This window comes from Streptomyces sp. 8L (assembly GCF_020176795.1).
In the GTDB taxonomy this organism is placed as follows: Bacteria; Actinomycetota; Actinomycetes; order Streptomycetales; family Streptomycetaceae; genus Streptomyces.
The window spans coordinates 1-4,294 of record NZ_JAIUKE010000684.1 but is presented as its reverse complement, the minus strand read 5'-3'; the positions used below and the strand labels follow the sequence as shown (position 1 = coordinate 4,294).

Below are 4,294 nucleotides of genomic sequence, written 5' to 3'. Positions count from 1 at the left end.
CCCCCGCCCCCGCCGCGGCCCGTCCCCCGGCGCGGTCGCCCCCGCCACACCGCACCACCCGTCCCGCGGGGAGGCCGGGAGAGCCCGTCGGCTCTTCCGGCCTCCCTGTGTCCGCACCTCAGGGAGTGGCCCCCGCGGGCCGCCCCCGCACCGGCAGCTTCTCCGCCGCGGCGCGCTGGCCGACCAGTCCCGGCGAGCCGCCGGGCGTGCCCAGCCGCCGCCGCACCCCGCGCACGAGGTGCTCCGCCGTGTACGTCGCGCCGTACACGAACCGCATCGACGGGCCGAACGACGGCGCGCTCAGCAGCCCCGCGAGGAACAGCCCCGGGTACGACGACTCGAAGCAGCGGCTCGCCTCGGGGCCGCCGCTGCCGCCGACCGTGGCGAGTCCGTCGCGCACTTCCGGTGCGAGCAGGCCGAGCCGGTCGAGCGTCGGTGTGAAGCCGGTCGCCGCGACGACATGGTCCGTCTCCACCGTGGAGACGGCGCCGCCCCGGCCGCCGAGGACGAGCCTGACCCGGCCGCCCGCGGGCGTCGCGGAGGCGATGTGCTCGCCGAGCCGCACCCGTACGGCCCCCTCGAAGCGTTCCCGCAGCCACCAGGCGCCGGCCGGGCCGAGCGCCGAGGTGAACACCCGGGCCCGGGTGGCGGCGGGCAGCCGCCGGAAGGCGCCGGGGGCCTCCGCGTACAGCCAGTTCTTCCAGCCGCAGCCGAGGCCGGTGTGCGGGCCGCGGGCCCGCGCGTGCACCGGGCGCCGGAGCGGCGGCGGCACCGTGTTCCAGGACAGGGCCGCCGAGCGCGCCACCACCCTGACGGACGTCCCCTGTTCCGCGAGGAGCGCGGCCGTCTCCAGCGCGGCCTGCCCCGCGCCGACCACGGTCACGTCGCGGCCCTCGAAGCACGTCAGGTCCGCGTGGTGGCTGCTGTGCGAGGCCAGTTCCCGCGGGAGGCCGCGCAGCGCGTCCGGGACGTCGATGAACGGCATGACACCGATCGCGAGCACGACCGTGCGGGTGACGACCGGTTCGCCGTCGCCCGTCGTGACCACGAAGCCGCCGGGCCCCGGACGTACGGACACCACGTCGCGCTCGTCGACCGGCGGCGCGGCGCGGCCCGCGAACCACAGCCCGTACGCGGCGAAGAACCGCACCGGCACCGGGACGCCGTGCCGGGCGGGGACGCCCCGCGTCCCGGCGTACGCGGCGAGGGTGTGCGCGGCGTCGGGGTCGGAGAGGTTCGACGCCCACGGCTCGGACTTGAGGAACATGCCGGGCGGCATGTGGTCGAGCCAGGACGCCATCGGCCTGCCGAAGATCTTCACGTCGAGACCGGCACGGGCCGCGTGCGCCGCGACGGACAGGCCGTAGGGCCCTGCGCCCACAACTACCAGGTCGTACATGGGGGGTACCACTCTCTGTGTGTCGTTCGTCGGGTGGCGGTCGTCGTCGGACGGCCGGCGCCGGGTGCTCGTCGTCACGAGGCCGTCGCCACGGGGTCGTCGTCGCGGGCAGGACGGGGCACGGCGGCTGCCGGGGCCCCGGTACGGGCGGCGGGTGCCCCGGCCGCGCGTACACCGGGAAGGACGCGGCGCGCGGCGTGCAGGGTCCATGCCGCGGCCATCGCCGCCGCCGGGCCCGGGTCGTCGGCGGCGAACCACGCGGCCTCGGTGCGCGGCCGGGCGGCGGGCGGCGCGCCGGGCGCGGGGGCGCCCGCGCGGCGGCGCCCCGGCGCGGCGAGCGAGGCGGCCAGCGACAGCAGCGCGTAGTTCTCCACCACGAAGGACCTTCCGTAGGCGGGCGTCTGGGCCGGCACCCGCCGCCCCGTCAGGTCCAGGTGCAGCGCCCGTACGACATCGAGCCCCGACCGGTCCGTGAACAGCCGGAACTGGGCGCCGGGCCGCGGGTTGAAGTCCAGCAGGTGGTACGCCCCGGTGCCCGGGTCCAGCCGGAAGTCGAGGTCGAGGATGCCCCGGTAGCCGAGGGCCGCGACGAGACGGCGCGCCGCGGACTCGACGGCGGGGTTGGGCAGCCACCGGCCGACCGCGGTGAGGCCCGCGTCGACCGGCCAGGACCGCTCCTTGCGCCCGGTGGCGCCGAGGGGGCAGGACGCGTCGCGGCCCGCGTAGCCGTGGAAGAACCAGTCGAGGCCCCGGCCCGGTGGCAGGAACTCCTGGAGGAGCAGCCTGCTGCCCGCCTCCGCGCCCCTGGCGTACAGGTCGCGGGCCTCGCGCGCGGTGCGCACGAGGCAGGTGGAGCGCAGTCCCGAGCCCTCGGGGATCAGCCAGGGCCTGCTCCATTTCGCGACGGCGGGCAGGCCGAGCGCCCTGGCGGCGGCGGCCGCCTGCGCCGCGCTGCCGGGCAGGGCGGTACGCGGGTGCGGCACGCCGAGCGCCTCGCACACGGCGACCAGCTCGGCCTTGTCCGCGACCCGCTCGGCAAGGCCTGACGGCTGGTCAGGGAGCAGGTAGCGGCCCGCGAGGCCGTCCCGCAGGCGCCCGGCGGCGATCGCGCTGACGTCGTCGAGCGGGACCAGCACGGCGGGTCTGCCGACGTGGTCGGAGACCGAGAGCAGCAGTCGGCGGACGCCCGCGAGATCCGTTTCCCCGGGCGGCCTCGGATGCGCGCCGCGCAGGTGGCGGGAGCGGACGACGGGGCTGCGCCGCGACTCGACGACGGCGTGCACCTCGATGCCCGCACGCCCCAGGGAGCGCACGGCGCCGAGCGTGCCGTGGTGGAAGGGGTTCCGGTCGAGCCGTACGAGTACGGCGGGTGTGCTGGTGTCAAAGGTCGGCACGGGGTGTCCCCTTCATTCCGATGACCCATCAGAGGGATGAAATGCACGAACGGTCTACTGGGGCGCTGGGCCGGATTCCCGTTCGGCGCAATAGAAATACTTTTGGATCAGTGACCACGGGCCGACCGCGGCCACGGAGAGGGTCCACCCAGCCGAGGAGCAGTCATGTCCCCTTCGCGTCGTCGTCTCGCGGTCACCTGTGCGGGCACCGTCATGGCGGGATTTCTCGCCATGGTGACGGTGCCCCCGTCCACCGTATTCGCACATGAGCCCCTGGACGGGGGAATGACCGGCGCGGCGAAACCGCCACCCGCCGAGCATCCCGCATTCGGGTCTTTCACCGATTCAGGAATCCAGGGTGTACGCAACATTGCCCGGATGCAGAAATGGCTGGGCGGCACGGACCTGCGGGTCGGGCACACGTATCTGCCCGGCGGCAGCTGGTCGGACATCGAGGGCCAGGTGGACTTCCTCGGTGACTGGGCGCGCTGGAAGCAGGCCCGCGCGGGCCGGATGTTCGTACTCAACGTCCCGATGCTCGACGACAACGAGGGGCACGTCCCGGACTCCCAGGTCCGCGCCGAACTGGGGCAGGGCGCGTCCGGCGACTTCGACGCGCACTACAGGACGCTCGCGCAGCGGCTGGTGGACATCGGTGTGCCGGACACGGTGATCGTGCTCGGCTGGGAGATGAACGGCACGACGTACACCGGCAGATGCGGTCCCGACCCGGCCGCCTGGAAAGCGTACTGGAAACGGATCGTCACCACGATGCGGTCGATTCCCGGACAGAAATTCAAGTTCGACTTCGCACCGAATCGCGGAACGGACGCGGTGCCGTGGACGGAGTGTTATCCGGGCGACAGCCTGGTGGACGTCATCGGCATGGACTCGTACGACCAGCCGCCGGGCCGGACGTTCCAGCAGGAGGTGGACGAGCCGTACGGGCTGAAGGCGCATGTGGAATTCGCGGCCGCGCACGGAAAGCAGATCTCCTACCCGGAGTGGGGACTTTTCCGCAACGGCGACAATCCCGATTACATGCGGTCGATGCTGCACTGGATCGACACGTACAAGCCGCTGTACAACACGCTCACCGACTACTGCCCGCACGGCGTCTGGCAGTGCGCCTCGAATCCCGCGTCGGCGAAGGTGTTCCGGGACGCGCTGTACGGGCGCGGCGAGAACCCGGTGGACCCGCCGGCCGACTCCACCGAGCCGCCGACGCCGCCGACCGGGCCGACCGACCCCACGCCTCCGCCGTCCGACGCGGACGGGCAGGGCTGTACGGAACTGCCGCTCGGCGACTGGGTCGAAGCGTGGCTCGGCGGGAAGGTCTGCGTCCCCTTCACCTGGTGGCGGAAGTGGTACTGATTCACCTGGTGGCGGAAGTGGTACTGACCGCGCATGCGGCAGCCCGGCGCCGGTGAGGGGCTCCGGCGAGGGCGCCGCCCGGTTCACTCCTGGCCGGTGCCCCCGCCGCCCGTCGCCTCCCCGGTCC

General features: G+C 74.1%; 3 protein-coding genes. 1 reads left to right on the top strand and 2 read right to left on the bottom strand.

The features are described 5' to 3' along the window. Window positions 1-118: 118 nt before the first annotated feature. On the bottom strand, window positions 119-1,399 hold the full coding sequence (locus LCE31_RS37090) for an FAD-dependent oxidoreductase (RefSeq protein ID WP_225022441.1): 1,281 nt from the start codon (window positions 1,397-1,399) through the stop codon (window positions 119-121). Between the two features lie 74 nt (window positions 1,400-1,473). Beyond that, on the bottom strand, window positions 1,474-2,793 hold the full coding sequence (locus LCE31_RS37085) for a carboxylate--amine ligase (RefSeq protein WP_225022439.1): 1,320 nt from the start codon (window positions 2,791-2,793) through the stop codon (window positions 1,474-1,476). Window positions 2,794-3,006: 213 nt separating this feature from the next. Here LCE31_RS37085 and LCE31_RS37080 point away from each other — a divergent pair, with 213 nt between their 5' ends. Further along, complete coding sequence (locus LCE31_RS37080) at window positions 3,007-4,167, top strand: glycoside hydrolase family 26 protein (protein ID WP_374118683.1); 1,161 nt, start codon at window positions 3,007-3,009, stop codon at window positions 4,165-4,167. Window positions 4,168-4,294: the final 127 nt, after the last annotated feature.

What these genes read in the sequence shown, in the direction of transcription:
- LCE31_RS37090 (WP_225022441.1), bottom strand. Translation starts at nt 1,399, where the DNA reads ATGTACGACCTGGTAGTTGTGGGCGCAGGGCCCTACGGCCTGTCCGTC.
- LCE31_RS37080 (WP_374118683.1), top strand. Translation starts at nt 3,007, where the DNA reads ATGGCGGGATTTCTCGCCATGGTGACGGTGCCCCCGTCCACCGTATTC.